Origin of the sequence: Halorubrum cibi (genome assembly GCF_900182635.1) — an archaeon.
GTDB lineage: Archaea > Halobacteriota > Halobacteria > Halobacteriales > Haloferacaceae > Halorubrum > Halorubrum cibi.
This window is the reverse complement of record NZ_FXTD01000009.1, coordinates 26522-49467: the sequence shown is the minus strand read 5'-3', so window position 1 is coordinate 49467 and position 22946 is coordinate 26522. Positions and strand designations below refer to the sequence as shown.

Here is a 22946-nt window from a genome sequence, read left to right as displayed (position 1 = left end):
GTGGCTCCTCGGAGCCGGGCAATAAATCGGTCGCGAGCCGTCGGGATCGGATCGGCGGCCGCGGTCGACAGCGATATGTGGGCGCCCGTGGAGGTGTCCGGCATGACGGGACGCTATTACGGGGAGTTCGAGGTCGGCGAGACGATCGAACACCGGCGACGGCGGACGGTGAGCGAGGCCGACAACCAGCGGTTCTGTGACATGACGATGAACCAACAACCGCTCCACCTCGACTCGGCGTTCGCGGCCGACACGCAGTTCGGCGAACGACTCGTCAACGGGCTCTACACCATGTCGCTCGCGGTCGGTCTCTCGATCCCCGAGACGACCGACGGGACGATCGTCGCCAACCTCTCGTATGACGACGTTGAACACCCCAATCCCGTCTTTCACGGCGACACGATCCGGGCGCAGTCGACGGTGGTCGACAAACGCGAGACGAGCGACGGCGAGCGCGGGATCGTCACCATGCGTGTCGAGGCGTTCAAGGTGGGAGACGAGGGTGACGACGGCGAGGACAATGACGGCGACACGGAAGACGATGCCAACGGCGACGCAGAAGGCGACGCCGACGACGTCCTCGTCTGCTCGTTCGAACGGACCGCCCTCTCGTTGAAGCGACCCGAGGGGAACGACGACGCGGGGAGCGCCGACGCCTAGCCGTCCGAGAGAAGCAACCCGAGGTACGACGTCCGTACCTGGTCGTCCGCGCGGAGCCCCAGTTTCGCGAGCGTCCCGATCGCAGCCTCCCGCGTCGAGTCGATGGCGGCTTCGGCATCGACTTCCCGTTCGATCTCGACGAACTCGCCGACTCCCTCGACGTCGTCGAGCGTTACGGTAAACCCGTCGAGCCGCCAGTACTCGCGTCGCTTCTCGACCGTCGCGGCGGCGTCGAACCCGAGCCCGTCGAGGACCCCCGCGAGTTCCTCGCCGTCGGCCACCCCCGTCTCGCGTTCCGAACGGGTCTTGGAGTCGTCGTCCAGGAGAGGTCCCTTGTAGGTGAGCCGGACCGACTCCCCGGCGGACGACGCTTCGTGGTCGGTTGTCTCTCCGTCGAGCACGGTTTCCCGCCGGATCCGGAGCGCCTCGTCGGTCTCGGCGAACTCGCGGTGGGGTGCGTCGTAGTAGACGTCGCGTTGTCGGCGGGTTTCGACGGACTCGGCGCCGAGTTCGCGGAGTCGGTCCCGGACGGTCTCGAGGTCCGCCGGGACCTTGATCTCGACCTCGTACATACGTCCGCGTCGCCGGCGGCGGGCAAAAGGGCGACGGGACGTTCCGTGCCGAACCGTGCGCCTTAAGAGTGTAACGGGTGATGTTCCGCTATGAGCGATCAGGAGCAGGCGGACGCGGCCGAGAGCGCCGAAGAGGCCGACGCCGAATCGGACGCCGAACCGGAGACCGAAGAGGCCGGACTCGCCGACGGCGACTTCGTCCGACTCGCCTACACCATCCGGACGGCCGACGACGGCGACGTCATCGACACGACCGACGAGGCGGTCGCCGAGGAGGCCGAGATCGACACCGAGGAGTACGAGTTCGAGCCCCGGATCGTCGCGCTCGGCGCGGGCCACGTCTTCCCGTCGGTCGAGGAGGAACTGATCGGTAAGTCCGTCGGCGACGAGGGCACCGTCGACGTGCCCGCAGACGACGCCTTCGGCGAGTACGACCCCGACGAGGTCGAGACGGTCAAGGCCGACAAGATCCCCGAGGACAGCCGCTACCCCGGCGCGCAGGTCCAGATCGACAACCGCCAGGGCCACCTCGAGACGATCATCGGCGGCCGCGCCCGCGTCGACTTCAACCACCCGCTGGCCGGCGAGGACCTCGAGTACGAGTACGAGGTGCTCGAGGTCATCGAGGACCGAGAACAGAAGGCCGCCGGCATGCTCGGGATGTACCTCCAGGACGCCCCCGAGGTCCGGATCGAGACCGTGACCGAGGAGGAGGAGACCGTCACTGAGGACGACGACGGCGAGGAGGTCGTCGAGACCGAGGAAGTCGAAAAGGACGTCCTCTACGTCACGGCGACCCAGGCGATGCAGATGAACCAGCAGTGGATGTTCCAGAAACAGCAGATCGCCCAGGACCTCATGGGCCGACTCGACCTCGACCGCGTCGTCGTCGAGGAAGTCATCGAAGGCGGCGGCATGGGCGGCCTCGGCGGCATGATGGGCGGCATGGGCGGTGCCGGTGCCGGCGACATCGAGGAGGCCCTCGAGGACATCGACGTCGACGCCGACGAGATCGCGGACGAGCTCGACGGCGAGCTCGACGAAGAGTAACCGCTCGCTGACCCGACGAACCGGATCGTCGGGCCGACTCGCGATCGAACCGATCCTTTTGGGTGCGTCCGCGTCCACCCCCGCGTATGGAGATCGAACGCGCACGTGAGGACGTCCTCGTCGCAGCGGGGGCCGGCCTCTCAACCGTCGCCGTCGCCGTCCTCTCGAGTCTCGTTTCGGCCGTCTCTGTCGGAACGCTGCCGTCGCTCGCGCCGCTTTCCGTCTACGTCGCGTACCTCTTCACCCGCAAGGGGGGACCGTACGGCTCGATCGATGCGGCGCGAAACTGGGCGGTCCTCGCGGTCGTCGTCGGGATCGTCGTGCTCGCGCTCGGGACGTTTTGAGCGCGTCTCGGTGAAAGGCAGAGACGTGATTCCTGTCGCGTTAGGCGATGTCTCGACTGGTATCGACGGAGACGGTGTCGGTGAGTTTGAGCTTGACCGGCTCCTCGAGAGCCGCTCCTCCGCGGAACTTCGGCACCGCGAGACGGTTCTCGATGGCGGTCCCCGTGACTACCGTCCGGAGGTCGAAGACGACGTCCGCGACCTGTTCGGTGACGAGTCGATTTCGGGACGGCTCACCGCCGGTCTTGAGTGCGTGGAGTATCGCGGTCGCGTCCGTCTCGTTCGTCCGAGCGACCAGGTCCGTCAGCAGGGACCGGTATCGGAGCGGATCCGCGTCCTCGAGCGGTTCCGTGGAGTCGACGATCACCGTTCCGTCGTCCGGGATCGACGGGAGCCGCTCGCGCGCGTCCTCGATCGGGTCCTCGCCGTCGACGGCCTCGACCACCGGGTCGCCGGTTTCGACGGCCGACGCGGAGAGACCGCCCTCGACCGCTTCGGCCGACCGAACGGTCGTGAGATACAGCGTCTCCCGGACGCCCGCGAAGGTGTTCAAGAACAGTTCGGACTGGCTGGCGGGATCGGCTTTCAACGCCACCACGCTCCCGGCGGGGAGCCCGCCGTCGAGCTCCCTGTCCAGAACCGGGATCCCGGTCGGCAGCCGCTCCATGCGCACAACTGACTCGCGTGGACGTTTGGCTCTGTCGATGGTGGAGGCTCGACGACTTCCCGATCCTCCACCCCGTCGTCGTCTCACGCGATCCGCCACCGATCGTCGCCGTAGGTCTCGACGATCTCCGCCGCCACCACGTCGTACGCGGCCTCGACTGCTGCGTCCTCGAGCGGCACGGGTGACTTCGTCGGAATCTGGCCGAGCACCGGACAGCCGAACAGCTCCGAAACGGCGTCCGGAACCGATCGCGACCGAGTGACGACGACGCCCAGAGGCGGACAGCCGAGACGTCGAGCTATCGCCGCGGTCTTCACCGCGTCGCGAAGCGCGGGACGGTGGAGCGGCGTCACCAACACGCACCGGTCGGCCGCACGCAGCGGGGCCGCCACGTCCGGTGACGCACCCGCCGGACAGTCGAGGAGGAGTGGCGTGTCCGCGGGGACCACGTCGTCGAGATCGGCGAAGACGGTCGCCGCGTCGCGTTCTCTCGGTCGACCCGGTGCGCCGAGCACGACCGGTGCGGAGCGATCGACGCGGAGCGTCCGCTCCCCCCGGGCTACTCCCAGTACCGTCGAGGCGTCTCTCGGGTCGCTCGTTTCACGGGTCGACTCCGGCGTCGCGACCGGCTCTCCGGTCTCGTCGGCCAGCTCCACGAGGTTCGGGAGGTCCCAGTCGGCGTCCGCGGCGACGACCGGTGCGCCGCGTCGCGAGAACGCCCGCGCGAGTCCAACGGTTGTGGTCGTCTTTCCGCTTCCACCCTTCCCACCGGCAACGGCTATCACGCGACGGAGTGGGCCGTTATCCGGAATAAAGGGTCGGAGGAGTCGGACCCCTCGGGCTAGTCCTGACAGCAGCCACCGGCCTCGCCGCCGAAGTCGACGGCGAGCGGGTCCGAGATGGCCTCGTTGACCGCCTCGAGGCGGTCGGAGAGCTCGTCCTGTGCGTCGAGGAACTCACTCATGGTCGGCATGGAGTGAAGCTCCTCCTGGGCGTTCTGGACGCGGTGGAGGTCGGACTGCGTCGCGTCGCCGGTCTGGCGCGCCTGCATGAACTCGGCGCGGATCCGCTCGAACTCGTCGATCCGTTCCTGGACGTCCTCGTCGTGCTGGACCGCCTCGCGTGCCTCCTCGAAGCGCTCGTATTCGGGTGTCGCGGCGATCCGCTCGCCGAGCTCGCGTCCGAGCTCCTCGATCGGGGCCTGTTCGACGCTCATGGCTCACGTTACGGGGCGATCGGTTTCAACCTGCCGGAGGGGGATCCTCCCGGGTTGACGGGACCGTCAGGGAGGCGGGGCGGGGCTTTTGACCGATCGCGCACAACGGGGTGTCATGCCCGACGAGCCGACGGAGAACATCAGCGGCGGTCCCGACGGCGGCGGCGAGGTCGACGAGTTCGTGCTCGGCGACGGCGACTCCCGCGCCGAGGCGATCGTCGACGAACTCGGCGAGCTGTACTGGCGGAAGGCGTACGGCGGTCGCGACGGCTTCGAGTGTCTCGTCCGGACGATACTCTCACAGAACACCTCGGACAAAGCGAGCCAGCCGGCACACGACTCGCTGATGGACCGATACGGACCCGCCGACCGGCTGGCCGAGACGCTCGCGGACGCCGACCGCGGCGAGCTCGCCGAGACGATCGCCTCCGCGGGGCTGTACAACCGGAAGTCGGAGGTCATCGGGAAGGCGGCCGCGTGGGCCGTCGAGGAGTTCGGTTCGACGGAGGCGTTCGACCGATACGTCGCCGAGGGCGACCCGAGCGAGGTCCGCGAGACCCTGTTGTCCGTCGACGGAGTCGGTCCGAAGACGGCCGACTGTGTCCTGCTCTTCTCCGGCGGCCGCGGCGGCGTCTTCCCCGTCGACACCCACGTCCACCGGATCGCCCGGCGGATGGGGCTGGCCCCGCCCGACGCCGACCACGAGGAAGTTCGGAAGGCGATCGAGGCCGAAGTCTCGCCCGAGAATTGCGGCTTCGGTCACACTGCGATGATCCAGTTCGGTCGGGAGTACTGCTCGGCGCGCGATCCCGCGTGTCTGGACGACCCGGAGGGGTGCCCGCTGTACGACCTGTGTGATCGGGTCGGCGTCGACGAGTTCGATGGCACCGTCGTCGACCCCGCCGAGACGGTCGGCGGCGGCGACGACTGAGGTACCGGCCGGGACGTGAGGCCGGTCGTCGAGGAAGCGGCAGGGCGACGACGCTCCCGACCCACCAAGCACTTACCGCGTCCCGGACGACCGGCGGACATGTCGACTACTGACCGTTCGGACACGACGCGTGATCTCGCCGTCGGCGCGGTCGGCGGCGTCGCGGCGTACGTCCTCGGCTACCTGATCGTGTTCGTGACCCAGCGCGGACGGGTCGGCGAGTCGCTTCGCGGGATCAACTTCGTCGCCGACCTGATCGGCGGCGACCCGATCCCGCCGTGGAAGGCGGTGGGGTGGGTGTTCTACAACGCACACGTCGTCGCCACGGAGGTGCCGACCCCGCTCGGCGGGGTCCGGGTGGTGAACTTCATCGCCGAATCGGACGCCGGCTCGCTCGCGGCGATGTACCTCGTTCCCCCCGCCCTCCTGCTCGTCGCCGGCCTCCTCGCCGGGCGGATCGCGGGCGTCACCGAGCCGATCGAGGGCGTCCGCGCCGGCGGGTTCGTCGTCACCGGCTACCTCCCGCTCGCGCTCGCGGGCGTGCTCGTCTTCGGCTACGCGATCGGCGACGCGACGATCGCGCCGATCCTCCCGACGGCCGGTCTGCTCGCGGGGATCGTCTATCCCGCGGTCTTCGGCGCGATAGGCGGCGCGGCCGCGACGCTGCTCGCTGACGGGTAGGAGAATCGAAGGGGGGAGCCGCGCCGCTCGCTCGTGCGTCAGTACGCCTCGTCCTCGGGGTCGAACCGGTCGCCGTACTCCCGAACGGGGTCGACGGGCCGACCCTCGTCGGTCTCGGGCGCGACGTAGTCGATGAACGACTCGACGTCCGGCTCGCGCACCCGGACCTCGACGTCGATGTCGCCGAGTTCGTCGGGGTCGCCGACGGCGAAGTTGACGATCCCCTCGAAGGCCGCCTGTTTCTTGAGCGCGAACGAGAAGCCCTCGTCCGTCGAGTTCCGCAGGAACACCCGGCGGGCGGTGTCGAGGATCTCCTGTTCGTGGAGCACGTCGGAGAAGGCGTCGAGGGTGTGCGTCTCCGCGATCAGCCGACCGTCCTCGTGGGTCGGCTCGGCGTCGGGGAACACGTTCCGCACCGCGTCGGCGACGCGGTCCGTCACCTCGGTGTCGTTGACCGGCGCGACGATCCGGACGTCGACGCTGTAGATCACGGGCGACCACCGCCCGCGGGCTCGGCGTCCGAGTCGGCCGGGTCGTCACCTTCGTCGTCTTCGATACCGAGCACCTCGCGGACGCGCTCGCGGAACGCGTCGAGCGTCCCGGTGTTGTCGATCTCGACGTCGGCGTGCTCGAGCGTCTCCCCCAGCCCGAGGTCGATCTCGCGCTCGTCGCGCTCGCGGAGCGCCTCGAGGTCGGAGTCGGAGTCGTCGCGGCCGCGCTCGCCCAGCCGCTCGGCGCGGAGTTCGAAGGGCGCGTGGACCGCCACGAGCGTGAAGCCGTCGCCGAAGGCCTCGCGGAAGCGCTCGAGTTCGACCGTGGAGCGGAGGCCGTCGACCAGGACCGTGTCGGCGTCGCGTTCCTCAGCCGCCTCGCGGATCCGGGGGATCGTCCGGGCGGCGATGGCGTCGTCGCCCTCCTCCTCGCGGAGGACACCGGCGATCCGCCCGTGGTGTTCGGCCGGGTCGAGCCCCCGTTCGCGACACTCCTCGCGGATCACGTCGCCCATGACGACGACCGGGACGCCGGCCGCCTCGGCGACGCTCGCCGCCTCGCCCTTGCCGCTGCCGGGGAGGCCGACGGTTCCGATGACGTTCATTACCGGGAGCTACCGGCGTCGCGGACTTAGGCTTGCTGTTGCGGGTTCGGTGCCGGCGCGGCGGCCCGAACCACGACGGTTTTTACCCGCCCGCTCGGATAGTCGGGGCGAGGGCACGTAGCTCAGCCAGGATAGAGCGTCGGACTTCTAATCCGACGGTCGTGGGTTCGAATCCCACCGTGCCCGTTCATCTCCGAACCAGTGGTGGCTCGTTCTACGTCCCGGAGGAGGACGTGAACCGCAGTCGATACTCGTGGTACTCGTCGCCGTACAGTATCATCCCGGACCCGTGTTCGGCGTCGCTGAAGGCGTCGTTCTCGACGTTGCCGTCGAGGTAGGCGCGCTCGTGAAGCGCCGTCAACACGCTCCGGAACGCCTCGGAGTACGGATGCGTCTCGTCGTAGCCGTTCCCGTGAGCCGACCGAAGAACATCGGATTCCTCCGTGGAGAGCGCGTCACGGGCGATCCGCGCGTCGACGAATTTGGCCCGGAGAATGGCCTCCATTCGTTCGGGGTTCGTCGCGACTGCCTCGACGCTCGCGCGATACACCGGCTCGTAGAACCGCTCTTCGGCGACCTCGATCGCGTACTCCGTCTCGCGATAGACGACGCGGCCGGGATCGTCATCGGACAGGATCTGGCTCGTTTCGACGGCCTCCTCGGAGCGGTACACGTAGCCGCCGCGCCGTACCAGCCCCCACGGGACGCCGCCCTCGTCGCCGCGGGCGCGGGCGGCCATGTGCGCGATCTCGACGGCTCGTCGGTCGCCTTCGGGAAGTTCCTCGGCCGCGACCGCGTCGCTCTCGGCGTCTGTAGTCCCGGAGTCGGTGGTGTCGCCGTCCTCGACTCGAGCTCCGTCCCGGAGGCGGAGAACGGGGCGCGTCTCGACGGTTTCGTCGACCACGACCGACCCGAGTCGGTAGTAGGTACCCTCCTCTCTGACGTAGGTGGGGTCGTCGGGAGTCGAGAAGAACGGCCTTCGGTACTGTGTCGTGTACGCCGACCCCTCGAGCGTCGTCCGGAAGGCCTCCTCGGCGTCCGGCGAGCGGGCGTCGGCGAGGTCGGCGAGGTCGATCGCGTACCGCTCCCGGAGCGTGTCGTCCCGAGGAGACAGGGAGAGACGGAGCGAGCGATCGCCGGACCCGTCGGTTTCGCCCGCTCCGTCCCCGACGGAACCGAACGGGCCGAGACAGCCCGCGGCCGCGACGATCGCGCTCGCGCCACCGACACCCAACAATCGTCGTCTGGTCGTCGACTGCCGTGCCATACGTGAGGAGCGTCCCGGCCGAGTAAAGACGTTGGTATGACTCAAACGGGGACTTGACTCTGCGTCCGTCGGGGAGCGCGAGTTTCGCACCCGTCGAGTTCCGTACCCGTCGGATTCCGGACTCCTCGAGCGGATCGGGGCTCGAGCGCGCCGGTGGTCTTATGCCCGTACCCGCGACATCGCTCGTATGGACGACACCCCGGTCGCGATCGTGACGGCGGCGGGAAGCGGCATCGGCGAGGCCTGCGCGCGGCGGCTGAGCGACGACGGGTACCATCCGGTGTTGCTCTCTCCCTCCGGAAGCGCGGTCGACGTCGCGGACGACCTCGGCGGCGACGGCTTCGAGGGGTCGGTCACCGACCCCGACGACCTGGCGGCGCTCGTCGAGACGACCCACGAGCGCCACGGCCGGATCGACGCCGTGGTGAACAACACGGGCCACCCGCCCTCGGGCGACCTGCTGGACATCTCCGACGAGGAGTGGTACGAGGGGATGGATCTGGTGTTGATGAACACGGTCCGGATGGCCCGGCTCGTCACGCCGATCATGGAGGAACGGGGCGAGGGGGCGATCGTGAACGTCTCGACGTTCTCGGCGTTCGAGCCCTCGCCGGACTTCCCCGTCTCCTCCGTGTTGCGGGCCGGCCTCGGAGCCTACACGAAACTGTACGCCGACCGGTACGCGTCGGAGGGGATCCGGATGAACAGCGTCCTGCCCGGCTTCGCCGACAGCTACGACGTCGACGAAGAGACGAGAGCGGAGATCCCGATGGGGCGGGCCGCGCGGACCGAGGAGATCGCGGACGCGGTGGCGTACCTGCTCTCGGAGGAGTCGAGTTACGTCACCGGCCAGAACCTCCGCGTCGACGGGGGGATCACGTCGTCGGTGTAGGCGATCGCGTGCGGACCGCGGAGCGTTGACGCGGTAACGCCTCGGTCGGACGCGTGTCGTTGCCGGCGCGGTGATCCTTTAAGAGACCAGCCGCTCGGCTGTACGAAGTGAAACGAAACGACGCGGTGAACACCTCCAAAGCCCCAGTCGCGAGGGCTCACGGCTTCGTCGCCGGCGGCAGAGTTGCCAGCGACTGCCCCTTTGAATCTCACACTTCCCGCACAGCACCGCCCCGCAACCGCACCTCACGCCTCCCCAGCCTCGTCAGTCGCCTCCGGCGACTGACTCCCTCGTGCGGTCTGCTCGCGCCCTTGCGGGCGCTCGCAGGCGCACGCCACCGCACTGATTGATCACTGATCACTGTTATCACTGACTACTGTTATCACTGATCACCGTTCGCACTGATCTCGTTGCGGAAACGACCCGTGTCGGCAGCAGAAATTCTCAGTCCGCGACGCTCGGGGTTCCGAGGTACTCCTCGTTGATCTCGTACTCGCCGTCGTCGTTCTCGATCAGGTACTCGCCGTAGTAGGGGACGCGGTTCGCGACGACCGCCTCGAACGTCTCCGCGATCTCCTCGCGGCTCATCTCGCCCATCGACCGGAGGTCGTCGTTGCGGTTGAGACACCCCTTCAGGTACCCCTCGTGGGTGACGCGGACGCGCCCGCAGTTGGCACAGAACTCCTCGTTCTCGACGGGGTCGACGATCTCGACCATCCCGCCGCCCTCGCCGTCCGCGTCCTCGCCGACGAAGTACCGCTTCCGGTCGTGCATCTCGCGGTGCTCGACTCGGTCCGCCTCTTTTGCGAGCCAGTCGTGGACCCGTCCGATGTCGACGTTCCACTCCGGCTTCCCGGTCAGCTCCGGCATGTACTCGATGAGCTGGAGCTGGAGCCCCTCGTTTTCCGCGACGTGCTCGACCATCTCCTCGACGTAGCCCGCGGTGTGGGTGAACACCACCATGTTGAGCTTCACGGGGTCGAGCCCGGCGTCGACGGCGGCCTTGACGCCCTCGAGCACCCGCTCGTACGCCCCCGACTTCGTCACCTCCGCGAAGTCGTCGGGGTCGAGCGCGTCCTGCGAGACGTTGACGCGGTCGAGCCCCGCCGCCTTCAGGTCCTCGGCGCGCCCCGGCAGGAAGGTCCCGTTCGTCGTCATCGAGACCTCCATCGAGTCCGGGGTGCGCTCGATGATCTCCTCGAGGTCCTGACGCAACATCGGCTCGCCGCCGGTGAACTTCACCGAATCGACGCCGTACCCCTCCACGACCTCCAGAAATCGAACCACGTCGGCGGCGCTCATCTCGTCCTCGCTGGGCTCCATCGGGCCGCGCGTGTCGCCGAGGCCCTCGTTGTGACAGTAGATACAGTCGAAGTTACACCGGTCGGTGAGCGAGACCCGAACGCCCGTCACCTCCCGTCCGAAGTCGTCCGCGAGCGGCTCGGCCATATCAGAGGATACCCACACGAACGTTTAAACATCCGGGTCGATCCGGGCGTGGCGTAACCCTTCGACGTTACGCTCCGCCGCGATCGTGGTCGTGGCCGCCGTCTCGATCCCCGGTTCGACCGTCGTCGCGACCGGTCGACTCTCGGGTCGGCCACGTCTCGCCGGCGTACGCCATCTCCCAGAACGCCGATTCGAGTCTGGCGCTCGTGAGGAACGCCTCGCACATCGCGTCGCGGTGGCCGGGATAGGACTCGGCGTACCCGTCGAGGAGGTCGCGCATCGAGGCGGTCTCGGCGCGGAACGCCTCACTCGTGTACGTCTCGATGAACGGGGTGTATCGGTGGTCGCCCTCGGCGAGTTCGGCCATGTGGTCGGCCACGTCGAGATACCCCTTCATACACGGGAACAGCGCGGCGACCGCGACGGGGACGGGCCGGTCGTGAGCCGTTCGAACGAGGAAACTCGTGTACGCCTCGCAGGTCGGGGCCTTCGTCGTCTCCTGGAGGTCGTCCTCGGCCACTCCGTACTCAGCCGCGAAGGACCGGTGGAGGTCGAGTTCCTCGTTCAACACCGCGTCCGCCCCGCCGAGCAACGTCGCCATCGCAGGCTTCTCACGGGCCTTCGCACCCGCGACCGCGTACGCCCTGGCGTAGTCGAAGAGGTACTGGTAGTCCTGTTCGAGCCACCGTCGGAACGCGGCGTCCGCGAGGTCGCCGGTCGCGAGCTCGCACACGAACGGATGCTCGAACTGCGCCGCCCAGATGTCCGATCCCGCGTCCAAGAGCGTATCGCTGAAGGCCATGGGACCGCGTTCTGGCGAGTGATGATAAGCCTGTTGTATTACTGGCTAATTCCTCATGGGATCCGAACCGTGAGCCCGTCGGAGGCGGTTCGCACGTCGCCGTCGAAGCCCGCCTCCCGGACGCTCGCTTCCATCTCCGCCTCGCGCCCGCCGGTGTGCGGGTAGAGGTGTGAGAGCAGCAGCGTCCCGACGTCGACGTCCGCGAGCGACTCCCCGAGCGAGGTCGGCGTCGGGTGGTTCGAGACGTCGGTCCCGTCCGGGAACGAGCAGTCGTGGACGAGCACGTCGCTGCCGTCCGCGAAGCGCGCGAGTCCCGCGAACGCCTCGGAGTCACCCGAGAGGGTGAGCGGTCCCTCCGCGGGGTCGACCTCGCGGCTCGGCGGCGAGAACCGATACGCGAGACACCGCCTCGAGTGGCGCGTCTCCCGACCGACGACGTCGAACCCGCCCGCGGTGAACGGCCGGCCGGCCGGAACCTCCCGGAGCGCGAGATCGATCCGTCCGTCGAGGTAGTCGTGGACCTCGAGCAACCCGTCGACGAGCGCCTTGGTTCCGGTCGGGCCGACGATCTCGAGGTGTCCTTCGCCCGCCAGCCACCGCGCCTTTATCAGGGGAAGCAGCGCGGCGACGTGATCGAGGTGGTGGTGCGTCAGGAGGACGGTCGAGACGCCCTCGTAGCCGGGATCGGTGTCGGCGAGTCGGTGAAGCACGCCGCTGCCGCAGTCGACGAGCAGGGTCCGATCCGTGCCGCCGTTCGAGTCCTCGAGGAGGTACCCGGACTGAACGCGGTCGGGGACCGGCATCGCGCTTCCGCTGCCGAGGACGCTGAGTTCCATGTCCTAGCCTGTGTTGCCGACCGCAAGTAAGTTATCGACCGCCCGGCGGGCGAGACTCACCGTCCGTCTCGCGTGGTCCGAATCCCTGTACCGCTACCGCTCGCTTTGCTCGCAGACAGCGGGCACGGCGGGATTCGAACCCGCGATCGAGGGGTTAGGAACCCCTCGCCCTATCCGCTAGGCCACGCGCCCGAGATGGGGTAGGAAGGGTATAGAAACGAGGGCGTTTTCGAGTCGGCGAATTACGTACTCGATTCCTTCTCGGTCTCGAGGTCGTCGTCCTCGGTCGTCGCCTCAGTCGTCTCGGTCGCCTCAGTCTCCGTTCCCGAACTGAGATCGCCCTCCTGCATCTGTTTCAGTTCGTCTTCGACCTCTTCGCGTCCCTTCTTGAACTCGCCCATCGCCTGTCCCGTCGATCGAGCGAGTTTCGGGATCTTGTTCGCCCCGAACAGAAGGACCAACACGAGCAGGATTATGAGGAGCTCCGGGCCCGCCGGAATACCGCCGATCAGTGGAATCGCGCTTGTCATCTCTACCCGGTCGTAACCCTGTAGCGATTATAGTCTTTTTGCCTTCGGGGGTGTCCACGTCCGTTCGGCGTTGCGTCGATCGCCCGGTATATACGCGCTCGCGACGACGCGTCCGTATGGTCGACGCAGGCGACGACGCCCCCGACTTCTCCGCTTCGCTCGTGACCGACGACATCGAGCCGTTCCGTCTCACCGATCGAATCGGTGACGGCCCGACCGTGCTCGCGTTCTTCCCGGCTGCGTTCTCGAGCACCTGTACCGACGAGATGCGGACGATCCGCGACGAGTTCGACCGATTCCCGGACGCGTGTACCCTCCTCGGCGTCAGCACGGACCTCCCCCACGCGCTCTCCGTCTACCGCGAGGAGTACGACCTCCCGTTCGGGCTCGTCGCCGACCCCGACCACCGAGCGATCGAAGCGTACGACGCGATCGCCGACTTTGATCACTACGGTGTCGACGTGGTCGCTCGCCGGTCGGTGTTCGTGATCGGCGCGGACGGAACCGTCACGTACCGCTGGCTGGCCGACGAGCACGGTCAGGAACCCGATTACGCCGCGGTCGCCGACGCCGCGGCTGGTGCCATCGCGCCGAACTGATCGAGCGTATTCGGCCGGTTCGACCGCCGTCGTTCACTCGGGGTCCCGAAGCTCCTCGAGGGCCTCCGGGTTCTCCATCGAGGAGAGGTCGCCGGGGTCCTCTCCGCGGTGAACTGCCGCGATGGCCCGCCGAATGACCTTCCCCGACTGCGTCTTGGGGAAGGCGTCGACGAAGCGAACCTCGCGCGGCCGGAACGGCTTGCCGTGTTCGTCGCCCACCAGGCCCCGCAGCTCCTCGCGGAGTGCCGCCGTCGGCTCGACGCCGGGCTCCAAGACGACGTAGGCGACGACCGCGGTCCCCGTCGTCTCGTCGGGGACGCCGACCGCGGCCGCCTGATTGACCGCGTCGTGGTCGATCAACACGCCCTCGATCTCGGCCGGGCCGACCTTCCGACCCGCGACGTTGAGCGCGTCGTCGGCGCGGCCGTGGAGGAACCAGAAGCCGTCCCGGTCCTTCTGAGCGAAGTCGCCGTGGTCCCAGAGGTCGGGCCACGTCGACCAGTACTCCTCGAGGTAGCGCTCGTCTCCGGACCAGAGGCTCCTCGTCATCGAGGGGCACGAGTCGCGCGCGACGAGGTAGCCGCGCTCGCCGTCCTCCATCACCGACTCGCCCGCCACGTCGACGATGTCGACGTCCATCCCCAGTCCGGGACCGCCGAGGGTACACGGTTTCAGCGGCTGGTTCGGCATCGGCATCAGGAAACAACCACAGATCTCCGTGCCGCCGGAAATATTGATGATCGGACACTCGCCCCCGCCGACGTTCTCGTAGAACCACGTCCACGACTCGGGGTCCCACGGTTCGCCGGTGGAACCCAAGATCCGGAGACTCGAGAGGTCGTGACCCTCGACCCACTCGTCTCCATGCTTGCGAAGCGCCCGGATCGCGGTCGGCGAGACGCCGAACTGGGTGATACCGTGGCGATCGATCAGCTCCCAGTACCGGTCCGGTTCGGGGTGGTCGGGCGCGCCCTCGTACATGAACACCGTGCCGCCGAAGGCGTGGTTGCCGATCAGCGTCCACGGCCCCATCATCCAGCCGATGTCGGCGACCCAGAAGAACCGGTCGGCCGGCTTCCGGTCGAAGCCGAAGTGGATCTCCTTGGCGCACTGAACGAGGACGCCGGCGTGGGTGTGGACGATCCCCTTCGGCGTCCCGGTCGTCCCGGACGAGTAGAGCAGCATCGACTCCGCGTTCGAGGGGAGCCGCTTCGTCTCGTACTTGGGCGAGCGCGGACCGATCGCGTCGGTCCACGTCGCGTCCCGTCCGTCGGTCCACGGGACCGGTTCCCCCGCGTCCCCCTCGGGGGTCGCGCCGAGCCGGTCGTAGACGACCGCGTTCTCGACGTGGCCCGCGTCGGCGATCGCCGCGTCCGCGGTCGCCTTCAGCCGAACCTCGCTCCCCCGTCGGTGGAAGCCGTCGGCGGTGAAGAGCACCGACGGCTCGGCGTCGTCGATCCGGGTCGCGGTCGCCTCCCGTCCGAACCCCGAGAAGATCGGGACGGCGATCGCGCCGACCTTCAGACAGCCGTAGAGGATCGAGACGACCTCCGGGACCATCGGCATGTACAGCCCAACCGTGTCGCCGGTCCCCACCCCGACCGAATCGAGGTAGTTCGCGACGCGGTTGCTCTCTCGGTGAAGCTCGTGAAACGTGACCTCGCGGACGTCGCCCGGCTCGCCCTCCCAGACCAGCGCGACGCGATTCCGATCCGGCGAGTCGACCGCGGCGTGGCGATCGACGACGTTGTGCGCGACGTTGATCTCCCCGCCGGGGTACCACTCCGTGAACTGCGGGCCGTTCTCGTCGTTCCGGACCGCGTCGTACTCGGTGTAAAAATCGACGTCGAGGTAGTCGACGACCTCGTCCCAAAACCAGTCGACGCCCGATTCGGGCTCGCCGTCGACGGATGAGGTGGTACGCGCGATCAGTTCCTCGTAGTCGTCCATCCCGTACTCTCGCATGAACGCGGCGACGTTCGTCGACTCCGCGAACGCGGGATCGGGCTCGTGGACCACCTCGGATATCGCCTCGTACTCGTCCATCTCGACCCTCCGTTTCCGCGGAAACAGTAAGTAACTTTCCTGGACGGCGGTCAGTGGAGACCCGACCGTCGGAGGCGCCCTACTCGCCGTCTTCGCGTCCGATGTCGGGCGCTTCGACGTCGGCGGACTCGACGTCGGCGGACTCGACGTCGGCGGACTCGACGTCGGTAGCCTCGCTCTCACCGCCAGCGGCGTAGGCCGTCTCGGGGACGATGTCCACCGACGCGACCTCGTCGTCGGGTTCGAGGTCCATCACGATGACGCCCATCGTGTTCCGGCTCACCGTCGAGATCTCCTCGACGCGAGTCCGCATGATCTGGCCGTCCGCGCTCATCGCGATCAGGTGATCGCCGTACGTCACCGCCTCGATGGCGACGACGCTGCCGTTTCGATCCCCCGTCTTGATGTCGACGAGTCCCATCCCGTTGCGGGATTGCGGTCGGTACTCCGAGAGGTCCGAGCGCTTCCCGTAGCCGTTCTCGGTCACCGTCAACACCCAGTCGTGTCGGGCCGCGTCGACCGCGGCCACGCCGGCGACGCGATCGCCCTCGCGCAGGTCGATCCCGATCACGCCGCGGGCCGTCCGTCCCATGGGACGAACGTCGCCCTCGTCGAACCGGATCGCCATCCCGTCGCGGCTTCCGATGACGATGTCCGTCCCGCCGTCGGTCACCTCGACGTCGACGAGCTCGTCGCCGTCCTCCAGCCGGATCGCCCGGATCCCGGTCGATCGAATGTTGCCGAACTCGTCGACGGCGGTCCGCTTGATGTATCCGTCGCGGGTGACCATCGTGAGGAACTCGTCGTCGTCGAGGTCGTCGGTGTTCACGACCGCCTCGATCTCCTCTCCGTCGTCGAGATCGAGGAGGTTCACGGCGGACTTCCCGCGAGCCGTCCGGGACATCTCCGGGATCTCGTAGGTCTTCAGCCGGTAGATCTGCCCGTGGTTGGTGAACACGAGCAGGTAGTCGTGAGAGTTGGCGGCGAACACCGAGGAGACGCGGTCGCCTTCCTTGAGGTCCGCGCCGATGATCCCCTTCCCGCCGCGGTTCTGCGCCCGGAACGTCTCGAGGGGCATCCGCTTGATGTAGTCGTCCTCGCTCATGACGACGATACACTCCTCTTCCGGGATCAGGTCCTCGTGGGTGACCGAACCCGTGTCCTCGATGAAGCTCGTCCGACGCTCGTCGTCGTACTCCGCCTTCATCTCCTCGAGTTCCTCGATTATCACCGAATCGAGCTCGTCCGGGTCCGCGAGGATCGTCTCCAGCCGCTCGATCCGCGCCGTCACGTCCTCGTACTCCGACTCGATCTCCTGGGTCTCCATCGAGGTCAGCGACCCGAGCTGCATCCGGACGATGTGTTCGGCCTGCGCCTCCGAGAAGTCGTATTCTCCCTCGAGGGCCGCTCTCGCGGCGTCTCGATCCTCGGAGTCCTGTATCGTCTCGACCACGCTGTCGACGTTCTCGAGCGCCTTCAACCGGCCCTCGAGGATGTGCGCGCGATCCTCACGCTCGTCGAGCTCGTGTTCGGAGCGCCGGCGGACCACCTCGCGACGGTGCTCGACGTAGTGTTCGAGCGTCTCCTTTAAGTCCAAGACCTGCGGCGAGCCGTCGACCAACGCGAGGTTGATCACGCCGAAGGTCCGTTCGAGGTGGCTCTCCAGGAGTTGGTTCTTCACCACTTCGGCCATCGCGTCGCGCTTGAGTTCGACGACGACGCGGATCCCGTCGCGGTCGGACTCGTCGCGGAGGTCGCGGATCCCCTCGATCGCGCCCTCGTTGACGTCCTCGGCGATCCGCTCGACGAGCCGAGACTTGTTCTGCTGGAAGGGCAGCTCCGAGATCACGATCCGACCTTCTTCCTCGTCGACCTCGAACTCGGCGCGGACGCGGATACGGCCGCGACCCGTCTTGTACGCCTTGTGGACCGCGTTTCGCCCGACGATGTTCGCGCCGGTCGGGAAGTCCGGTCCCTTGACGTGTTCCATCAGATCCTCGACGGTGGCGTCGGGGTCCTCGATCAGCTCGACGGTGGCGTCTATCACCTCGCCGAGGTTGTGCGGCGGGACGTTCGTCGACATCCCGACCGCGATCCCCGACGAGCCGTTGACGAGCAGGTGCGGCACCGCCGAGGGCAACACCTCCGGCTCCTCGAGGCGGTCGTCGTAGTTGGCGGTGAAATCGACCGTGTCGCGCTCGATGTCGGCTAACAGCTCCTCGGCGATGGGGGCCATCCGCGCCTCCGTGTACCGCATCGCCGCGGGCGGGTCGCCGTCGACGGAGCCGAAGTTCCCCTGACCGTCCACGAGCGGGTACCGCATCGAGAAGTCCTGAGCCATCCGCGCGAGCGTGTCGTAGATGGCGCTGTCGCCGTGCGGGTGGTAGTCGCCCATCGTCTCGCCGACGATGGAGGAGGACTTTCGATGTGCGGAGTTGCTCGTGACGCCCGCCTCGTGCATCGCGTAGAGGATGCGCCGGTGGACGGGTTTGAGCCCGTCCCGGACGTCCGGGAGCGCGCGGCCCGCGATGACCGACATCGCGTAGTCGATGTACGACTGCTCCATCTCGTCCTCGATGCGGGCGTTCGTCACCTGCGCGGCGCGGACGTCGCTGGGGTCGACGTCGGGAACGTCCGAGCTCATATGTCCACCCACTCCGCCTCGGTCGCGTGCTCCTTGATGAACTGCTTTCGCGGCTCGACTGCGTCGCCCATCAGGACGTTGAACATCCGGTCGGCCGCGGCCGCGTCGTCGATGGTGATCCGCTTGAGCCGGCGGTTCTCCGGATTCATCGTCGTCTCCCACAGCTGGTCGGGGTTCATCTCGCCGAGTCCCTTGAACCGCTGGACCTGCGTCGGGTTCCCGTCGCACTCCTCCTCGATTATCCGGTCGCGCTCCGCCTCCGTCATCGCGTCGTACGTGTTCCCGCGGTAGCGGACGCGATAGAGGGGCGGCTGGGCCGCGTACACGTAGCCGGCCTCCAGGAGCGGCTTCATGTGTCGGTAGAGGAGGGTGAGCAGGAGAGTCCTGATGTGGGCTCCGTCGACGTCGGCGTCGGTCATGAGAATTATTTTATTATATCTGACCTCATCGAGGTCGAACTCCTCGCCGATCCCCGCGCCGATCGCGGTGATCAGTGCGCGGATCTCGTCGTTCTCGAGGATGCGGTCGAGACGGTGTTTCTCGACGTTGAGTATCTTGCCCTTCAGGGGAAGGATCGCCTGGTTCTCACGGTTGCGGCCCTGTTTCGCCGATCCGCCGGCGCTGTCGCCCTCGACCACGAACAGCTCCGCCTCCGTGGGGTCGCGGGTCTGACAGTCCGCGAGCTTGCCGGGCAGCGCCGTCGACTCCAGCGCGGACTTCCGACGGGTCAGCTCCTCGGCCTTCTTCGCGGCCTTGCGCGCTCTCGCGGCCTCGGCAGCCTTGTGGACGACCTTGCGGGCGGTGTCGGGGTTCTCCTCGAGGAACGTCCCGAGCTTCGCGTGGGTCGCCGACTCGACGACGCCGCGGACCTCGCTGTTGCCGAGTTTCGTCTTCGTCTGCCCCTCGAACTGCGGGTCGGGGTGTTTGATCGAGATGACCGCGGTGAGCCCCTCGCGGACGTCCTCGCCCTTGAGGTTGGCGTCGAGGTCGTCGACGAGCCCGTGTTCGTTCGCGTAGTCGTTGATGACGCGGGTGAGCGCCGTCTTGAACCCCGTGAGGTGGGTGCCGCCCTCGCGGGTGTTGATGTTGTTCGCGAACGCGTGGACGGAGCCTTGGAGCTCCTCGGTCGCCTGCATCGCGACCTCGACGTGGACGCCCTCGTCCTCGTCGGAGAAGTAGATCACGTCGTCGTGGATCGCTGTGCGAGTCTCGTTGAGGTAGCCGACGAACTCGCGGATCCCGCCGTCGTACCGGAACGTCTCGCGGTTCCCGTCGCGCTCGTCCGCCAGCGTGATCGCCACCCCGGAGTTGAGGAAGGCGAGCTCGCGGAGCCGGTTGGAGAGCGTGGAGAACTCGAAGTCGGTCGTCTCGAATATCTCGTCGTCGGGCCAAAAGCGGATGTAGGTCCCGGTCCCCTCCGAGGGGTCCATGTCGCGGACGCGTTCGAAGCCGTCCGGGACGGGCTCGCCCCGCTCGAACTCGTGTCTGTAGACGCCGCCGTCGCGTTTCACCTCGACCTCCAATCGCTCGGAGAGGGCGTTGACGACGCTGACGCCGACGCCGTGGAGGCCGCCCGAGACCTGATACGACTTCGAGTCGAACTTCCCGCCGGCGTGGAGGACGGTCATGATGACCTCGAGCGCCGGCCGATCGTACTTTTCGTGGGTGTCGACGGGAATTCCGCGACCGTCGTCTCGCACGCTCACGGAGCCGTCCTCGTGGACCGTGACGTCGATGTCCTCACAGTGTCCCGCGAGCGCCTCGTCGATGGCGTTGTCGACGACCTCGTAGACGAGATGGTGGAGCCCGCGTCCGTCCGTGGACCCGATGTACATCGCCGGACGCTTTCGGACGGCCTGAAGGCCCTCGAGGACCTGAATCTGGCCGGCTCCGTATTCGGTCTCCTCTGGCATAGAACTTGAAGACTGTAGTCTGTGATGGGTTATAAACCCGGCGTACGCGCGCGGGCGTACAAGCCTATTAATTCGAGAGGGCGACGGAGCCGAGCAGACGGGCCTCGATCACCGGACAGGACGGGCGGCCGCCGCGGTGACTCGGATTTATGTCCGCTCGTCTGAATCACCTGCCATGACCGACCTCCCGACCGTGATCGGAATCGCGGGGGCGACCGGGCTCGTGACCGGGATCGGCGCGCTTCCGGTGTTCGTCCGCGCTCACGTGAGCCATCGAACGTACGACGCCGCCCTCGGCCTCGCGGCCGGACTGATGATCGCCGCCAGCGTGTTCGGACTGATCCTCCCCGGAACCGAGGAGGGTAGTCTCGAAGCGGTGCTTGCCGGGCTCCTCGTCGGCGGGTTCGGTCTCCTCGCGGGCAACCGGCTCATCCCACACCTTCACGCCAGGTATCGTGGGTGGCGCGCGGAGGGTGGGGCGACACGGGCCGACGTCGCGGGGATGGCGGGGAGTGGGCGAGTCGGCGAGGGCGGTCCCGGAGAGGATCCCAGCCGAGAGGACGACGCCAGCGATAACGATGCGACGGCGACCGCCGACGCCACGCTCCGCCGGGCACTGCTCGTGGGTGGGGCGATCACCCTCCACAACGCGCCCGAGGGGCTCGCGATCGGCGTCGCCTTCGCCTCCGGGCTCGAGGAAGTCGCGCTCGTGTTGGCGATCGTGATCGGCCTCCAGAACGTCCCGGACGGCTTCGCGTTCGCGATCCCGATGGCCGAGACGGGGATTAGCAACCTCCGAGTGTTGGCGTACACGGCGCTGTCGGGAACGGTCCCACAGGTGCTCGCTGCGGCGGTCGGCTTCTCGCTCGTCTCCCTCTCGACCGGGCTCTTTCCGGCCGCGGCCGGGTTCGCGGCGGGCGCGATGCTCACCGTCGTCTTTCGCGAGATGATCCCCTCCTCGCACGGTCACGGCCACGCCGACGCCGCGACGGCCGCCTTCCTCGGCGGGTTCGTCCTCCTGATCGTCGTCGACGCCGTCGTGGTCGCGTAGCGACCGGAGCCTCACTCGCGGTCGACGTCCGTGAACTCGAATCGAGCGCCGCCCGCGTCACCGTCCGTCACGGCGACCGTCCAGCCGTGTGCCTCGACGATCTCACGGACGATGGCGAGCCCGAATCCGGTCCCGGCCTCGGCGGTCGTGTGCCCGGACTCGAAGACGTCCGCACGCGCTTCCTCCGGGATCCCCGGCCCGTCGTCCTCGACGTAGAACCCGTCGGACAGGTCGCCGACGGTGACGGTCACGCTTCCACCACCGTGATCGATGTCGGCGGTCTGCGGCGGGCCGGAAGTGGCGGCGTGGGCCGCGCCGTCGCCGGATTCTTCCGGGATCCGGCTGCTGGCCGAGTGGTTCGGAAACTCCGAGGAGGAGTGTTCGTCATCACGAGGGACGGCGACGCCCTCTCTCGAACGACTGTGTTCCACGCTGTCGTCGGCCGTAGGCCGACTGCCCGTGGAACCGTGTTCCACGCTGTTCCGAAACAGGTTGCCGAGCAGCTGCCGGAATCGAGTCGGATCGGCACGCACCGTCCCCGACGCCTCGTTCCGAAGCCGTGGGTCGCCCCTGACGATCGTGTCCCAGCAGTCGGAGACGAACGCGTCGAGCTCGATCGACTCCGTCTCGTCGATTCCCCGTCCCCGTTTCGCGAGCGACAGGATGTTCTCGATCAGGTCCGCCATCCGTTCGTGAGCGTTCGCCACCGACTCCAGATGGGGATCGTTCTCCTCCGGCGCGTCGATCATCTCCAAGTGGCCGCTGGCGGCGTTCAAGGGGTTCCGCAGGTCGTGGCTCACGACCTCCGCGAACTCCTCGAGCTGGCGGTTCTTCCGGTGTATCTCCTCCTCTGCGCGCTTACGGTCGGTGATGTCGAGATACGCGCCCAGCGCCTCGTCGCCGCCGTCGTCCGTGAGGTGCGTCGCGACGAGCAGGAATGTGCGCCGCTCGCCGCCGGCCGTTCGACGGATGACTTCCCGATGTACCCGCTCTTCGCGCCGGATCCGCTCGTTGATCTCGCGGGCCGTCGACGTGTCGTCCTCGTCGACGATGAACTCGTCGAGCGACGAGCCGATCAATCGGTCGGCGTCGAAGCCGAACCGCTCTCTGAACGCGCGGTTCGTCTGCTCGACGATCGGGTCGCCGTCACTGAACTCGGTGAGCACGAGCGGAACCGGCACCGCGTCGAGAAGCTGTTCGAAGCGGTCGCGTTCCCGTTCTGCCCGCTCCCGAGAGGCGCGGAGTTCGGTGACGTCCTCGTTGACGGCGATGAACCGGACGATCTTCCCGTCCGTGTTCACGATCGGCGAGATGGTCTGTTTCGCGACGTAGCGCTCGCCGTCACGCCGCTCGTTCACGATCTCGCCGGACCAGACCTCGCCGGAGAGGATCGTGTCCCAGAGCCGTTCGTAGAACTGCTGGTCGTGGACGCCCGATTGAAGGATGTTCGCGTTGCTTCCGACCGCCTCCTCGGCGCTGTATCCGGTTTGTTCCTCGAACGCGTCGTTCACGTACTCGATCGTCCCGCCGATGTCGGTCCAGTATATCGAGTGCCCCGCGCTGCGAACGACCTCCCGGAACGTCCGCAGGTCGATCCCGTCGGGATCGGGTCCGTGGACCTCACCGGCGTCGGTCCCTGTCACGCCGTCCGAGTCGGCCGATCCGTTCGGGGGATGTGAGGGGACCATCGTGCGATGCGG

Annotated in this window: 23 protein-coding genes and 2 tRNA genes; 9 read left to right on the top strand and 16 right to left on the bottom strand. The window is 67.7% G+C overall.

Features of this window, described 5'->3' with window-relative positions; translation table 11 throughout:
* The first annotated feature begins 102 nt into the window (after nucleotides 1–102).
* Complete coding sequence (locus FN829_RS12165; protein ID WP_142987240.1) at nucleotides 103–660, top strand: MaoC family dehydratase; 558 nt, start codon at nucleotides 103–105, stop codon at nucleotides 658–660.
* Here the strand turns inward: FN829_RS12165 and cyaB are convergent.
* A complete protein-coding gene (cyaB, locus tag FN829_RS12160) occupies nucleotides 657–1232 on the bottom strand; it encodes a class IV adenylate cyclase (protein WP_142987239.1) in 576 nt (191 codons plus the stop codon). The two genes, FN829_RS12165 and cyaB, sit on opposite strands and share 4 nt — an antisense overlap.
* Nucleotides 1233–1322: 90 nt before the next feature.
* On the opposite strand from cyaB, the gene FN829_RS12155 reads away from it, so the two are divergent.
* Together FN829_RS12155 and FN829_RS12150 are read left to right on the top strand one after the other, a co-directional pair.
* A complete protein-coding gene (locus FN829_RS12155) occupies nucleotides 1323–2282 on the top strand; it encodes an FKBP-type peptidyl-prolyl cis-trans isomerase (protein ID WP_142987238.1) in 960 nt (319 codons plus the stop codon).
* 86 nt (nucleotides 2283–2368) lie between these two features.
* The gene (locus FN829_RS12150) at nucleotides 2369–2626 is read left to right on the top strand and encodes a hypothetical protein (RefSeq protein WP_142987237.1); all 258 of its coding nucleotides are present in this window, start codon (nucleotides 2369–2371) and stop codon (nucleotides 2624–2626) included.
* A gap of 40 nt (nucleotides 2627–2666) precedes the next feature.
* Here FN829_RS12150 and FN829_RS12145 read toward each other — a convergent pair whose 3' ends face one another.
* From FN829_RS12145 to FN829_RS12135, 3 genes are all read right to left on the bottom strand, one after another.
* Entirely contained in the window at nucleotides 2667–3293 is a 627-nt protein-coding gene (locus FN829_RS12145) for an RAD55 family ATPase (protein WP_142987236.1), read from the bottom strand.
* An 83-nt stretch (nucleotides 3294–3376) separates the two neighbouring features.
* Complete coding sequence (locus FN829_RS12140; protein ID WP_142987235.1) at nucleotides 3377–4078, bottom strand: MinD/ParA family ATP-binding protein; 702 nt, start codon at nucleotides 4076–4078, stop codon at nucleotides 3377–3379.
* A gap of 56 nt (nucleotides 4079–4134) precedes the next feature.
* Complete coding sequence (locus tag FN829_RS12135; RefSeq protein WP_142987234.1) at nucleotides 4135–4509, bottom strand: YlbF family regulator; 375 nt, start codon at nucleotides 4507–4509, stop codon at nucleotides 4135–4137.
* A 115-nt stretch (nucleotides 4510–4624) separates the two neighbouring features.
* Here FN829_RS12135 and FN829_RS12130 point away from each other — a divergent pair, with 115 nt between their 5' ends.
* Both FN829_RS12130 and FN829_RS12125 read left to right on the top strand, forming a co-directional pair.
* Nucleotides 4625–5440, top strand: coding sequence for an endonuclease III domain-containing protein (locus tag FN829_RS12130; RefSeq protein WP_142987233.1), 816 nt, complete (start codon nucleotides 4625–4627; stop codon nucleotides 5438–5440).
* Between the two features lie 99 nt (nucleotides 5441–5539).
* Entirely contained in the window at nucleotides 5540–6121 is a 582-nt protein-coding gene (locus FN829_RS12125; protein WP_142987232.1) for a transporter, read from the top strand.
* Between the two features lie 38 nt (nucleotides 6122–6159).
* Here FN829_RS12125 and FN829_RS12120 read toward each other — a convergent pair whose 3' ends face one another.
* Both FN829_RS12120 and FN829_RS12115 read right to left on the bottom strand, forming a co-directional pair.
* The gene (locus FN829_RS12120; protein ID WP_142987231.1) at nucleotides 6160–6612 is read right to left on the bottom strand and encodes an RNA-binding domain-containing protein; all 453 of its coding nucleotides are present in this window, start codon (nucleotides 6610–6612) and stop codon (nucleotides 6160–6162) included.
* Nucleotides 6609–7217 carry an AAA family ATPase gene (locus FN829_RS12115; RefSeq protein ID WP_142987230.1) on the bottom strand — a complete coding sequence of 203 codons (609 nt, stop codon included), beginning with the start codon at nucleotides 7215–7217 and terminating at the stop codon, nucleotides 6609–6611. The genes FN829_RS12120 and FN829_RS12115 overlap by 4 nt, the downstream gene beginning before the upstream one ends.
* Nucleotides 7218–7328: 111 nt before the next feature.
* Here FN829_RS12115 and FN829_RS12110 point away from each other — a divergent pair.
* Nucleotides 7329–7403: transfer RNA gene (locus tag FN829_RS12110), tRNA-Arg, on the top strand.
* Nucleotides 7404–7431: 28 nt separating this feature from the next.
* Here FN829_RS12110 and FN829_RS12105 read toward each other — a convergent pair.
* Complete coding sequence (locus FN829_RS12105) at nucleotides 7432–8484, bottom strand: hypothetical protein (protein WP_142987229.1); 1053 nt, start codon at nucleotides 8482–8484, stop codon at nucleotides 7432–7434.
* A 187-nt stretch (nucleotides 8485–8671) separates the two neighbouring features.
* On the opposite strand from FN829_RS12105, the gene FN829_RS12100 reads away from it, so the two are divergent.
* Nucleotides 8672–9376 (top strand): SDR family oxidoreductase, encoded by a 705-nt coding sequence (locus FN829_RS12100; protein WP_142987228.1) that lies wholly within the window; start codon nucleotides 8672–8674, stop codon nucleotides 9374–9376.
* A gap of 444 nt (nucleotides 9377–9820) precedes the next feature.
* On the opposite strand, the gene moaA is transcribed toward FN829_RS12100, so the two are convergent.
* The 5 genes from moaA to FN829_RS12075 all read right to left on the bottom strand — a co-directional run bounded on the left by moaA (nucleotide 9821) and on the right by FN829_RS12075 (nucleotide 12993).
* Nucleotides 9821–10825 carry a GTP 3',8-cyclase MoaA gene (gene moaA, locus FN829_RS12095; RefSeq protein WP_142987227.1) on the bottom strand — a complete coding sequence of 335 codons (1005 nt, stop codon included), beginning with the start codon at nucleotides 10823–10825 and terminating at the stop codon, nucleotides 9821–9823.
* 67 nt (nucleotides 10826–10892) lie between these two features.
* On the bottom strand, nucleotides 10893–11627 hold the full coding sequence (gene tenA, locus FN829_RS12090; RefSeq protein ID WP_142987226.1) for a thiaminase II: 735 nt from the start codon (nucleotides 11625–11627) through the stop codon (nucleotides 10893–10895).
* A gap of 53 nt (nucleotides 11628–11680) precedes the next feature.
* Nucleotides 11681–12463: an MBL fold metallo-hydrolase gene (locus tag FN829_RS12085; RefSeq protein ID WP_142987225.1), complete on the bottom strand. Its 783-nt coding sequence runs from the start codon at nucleotides 12461–12463 to the stop codon at nucleotides 11681–11683.
* Between the two features lie 119 nt (nucleotides 12464–12582).
* A tRNA-Arg gene (locus tag FN829_RS12080) sits at nucleotides 12583–12655 on the bottom strand.
* Between the two features lie 50 nt (nucleotides 12656–12705).
* A complete protein-coding gene (locus FN829_RS12075) occupies nucleotides 12706–12993 on the bottom strand; it encodes a Sec-independent protein translocase subunit TatA/TatB (protein WP_142987224.1) in 288 nt (95 codons plus the stop codon).
* A 116-nt stretch (nucleotides 12994–13109) separates the two neighbouring features.
* On the opposite strand from FN829_RS12075, the gene FN829_RS12070 reads away from it, so the two are divergent.
* A complete protein-coding gene (locus FN829_RS12070; RefSeq protein WP_142987223.1) occupies nucleotides 13110–13592 on the top strand; it encodes a redoxin domain-containing protein in 483 nt (160 codons plus the stop codon).
* 33 nt (nucleotides 13593–13625) lie between these two features.
* Here the strand turns inward: FN829_RS12070 and FN829_RS12065 are convergent, their stop codons facing one another.
* From FN829_RS12065 to gyrB, 3 genes are all read right to left on the bottom strand, one after another.
* Nucleotides 13626–15638 carry an AMP-binding protein gene (locus tag FN829_RS12065; RefSeq protein ID WP_142987222.1) on the bottom strand — a complete coding sequence of 671 codons (2013 nt, stop codon included), beginning with the start codon at nucleotides 15636–15638 and terminating at the stop codon, nucleotides 13626–13628.
* Between the two features lie 79 nt (nucleotides 15639–15717).
* Nucleotides 15718–18282, bottom strand: coding sequence for a DNA gyrase subunit A (gene gyrA, locus FN829_RS12060; RefSeq protein WP_142987221.1), 2565 nt, complete (start codon nucleotides 18280–18282; stop codon nucleotides 15718–15720).
* Nucleotides 18279–20195: a DNA topoisomerase (ATP-hydrolyzing) subunit B gene (gene gyrB, locus FN829_RS12055; RefSeq protein ID WP_142987220.1), complete on the bottom strand. Its 1917-nt coding sequence runs from the start codon at nucleotides 20193–20195 to the stop codon at nucleotides 18279–18281. The genes gyrA and gyrB overlap by 4 nt, the downstream gene beginning before the upstream one ends.
* A 175-nt stretch (nucleotides 20196–20370) precedes the next feature.
* Here gyrB and FN829_RS12050 point away from each other — a divergent pair, with 175 nt between their 5' ends.
* Nucleotides 20371–21246, top strand: a complete 876-nt coding sequence (locus FN829_RS12050) for a ZIP family metal transporter (RefSeq protein WP_142987219.1) — start codon at nucleotides 20371–20373, stop codon at nucleotides 21244–21246.
* Nucleotides 21247–21257: 11 nt separating this feature from the next.
* Here the strand turns inward: FN829_RS12050 and FN829_RS12045 are convergent, their stop codons facing one another.
* Nucleotides 21258–22934 (bottom strand): PAS domain-containing sensor histidine kinase, encoded by a 1677-nt coding sequence (locus tag FN829_RS12045; protein WP_142987218.1) that lies wholly within the window; start codon nucleotides 22932–22934, stop codon nucleotides 21258–21260.
* Nucleotides 22935–22946 lie beyond the last annotated feature (12 nt).